A 1,187-nucleotide genomic window follows, 5' to 3' on the forward strand; every position below is an offset into this window, starting at 1 on the left:
GCGTTCACGATGGCCTGGTAGGCCGTGTTCGTCTTGGGCGGATCGGGTTCGGATCCTGCTGCTGGTGCGACGTCTGCGATGATCTTCCGGGTGGTAGCCAGGTCCGCGAGGCGTGCGTTGGTCTCGGCCAGGGCGGCGGTGAGGTGTTCGATCTGACCGCGTAGTTCCCCGGCTCGGGTGGTGGCCTCGTCGTGCTGGGCCTGGAGGCCGGCCAGGAGCTCGGAGACGTTCACGCGGCCAGTCCGAGGGTGTCGCGCCAGGCTGGACTCGGCGTGGTGAGGCGGCGGGTCATGGTCGCGGTGGAGGCCCAGTAGACGCGTGAGGCGGAGGTGTCGGACCGGTGGTCGTACTCACGGGCCAGGCGCCGGTGCAGCATCAGCGTGCCGTTCGTCTGCTCCACCACCCACCGCTTCGGTTGCGGGACGAAGCCTTTGCCTTGGTCGGCCGGGTTGCGGCGGACGACCTCGACGCCGATGTCCAGCAGGGCGCCGTGGATGATGACTTCGTCCTTGAAGCCCTGGTCCACCAGGGCTTTCTCCAGGCGGTTGCCGCACCGCTCGGCGGCTTGGTCGAGCAGGGCGGTGCCGGCGGCGTTGTCATGTGCGGAGGCGGCCAGGACGACGACGCCGATGATCAGTCCCAGCACGTCGACGGCCAGTCCCCGCTTGCGCCCCGACACCTTCTTGTTCGCGTCCAGTCCCGTCGTGGTCTTCGGGACACCGGCGGCCGCGCGGACGGACTGGGTGTCGATGATCACGAGGGACGGGTCCTCTAATCGGCGGGCCTTCTCCCGCATCTGGCAGCGCAGGAGTTCCTGGATCCGCTGGTCGAGACCGTCCTGGCGCCACAGCGTGAAGTAGTAGAACACCGCCGACCAGGCCGGCAGGTCATGGGGCAGGTAGCGCCACTGACAGCCCGTCCGGTTCTGGTAGAAGATCGCATTCACGACCTCCCGCAGATCACAGGACCCCGGATCCCCGGTAGCCGACCGCGCCACCCTGTCCTGTTTCCAGGCCGTGATCATCGGCTCGATCAACGCCCACTGCTCATCCGATAAGTCGCTCGGATACGCCCGTCTGTCCATGAGTCGCAGAACATCACCCTAGCCCCGACTGGCACGCCAGTACGGCTGACGTTCACACGAACGAGCGATCACGAACCGAGAGAAAAGGGACTTAACGTCCTCT

The 1,187-nt window shown here is 66.8% G+C and carries 1 protein-coding gene and 1 pseudogene; both read right to left on the minus strand.

Going from position 1 to position 1,187, the window contains the following annotated elements; translation table 11 throughout:
• A pseudogene (locus tag ACIBEC_RS47825) lies at positions 1 to 233 on the minus strand (hypothetical protein); the annotation flags it as partial.
• Complete coding sequence (locus tag ACIBEC_RS47830) at positions 230 to 1,084, minus strand: IS5 family transposase (protein WP_360510347.1); 855 nt, start codon at positions 1,082 to 1,084, stop codon at positions 230 to 232. The pseudogene ACIBEC_RS47825 and the gene ACIBEC_RS47830, both read right to left, overlap by 4 nt.
• Positions 1,085 to 1,187: the final 103 nt, after the last annotated feature.

Source organism: Kitasatospora sp. NPDC051164, from assembly GCF_044455625.1.
Lineage (GTDB): Bacteria > Actinomycetota > Actinomycetes > Streptomycetales > Streptomycetaceae > Kitasatospora.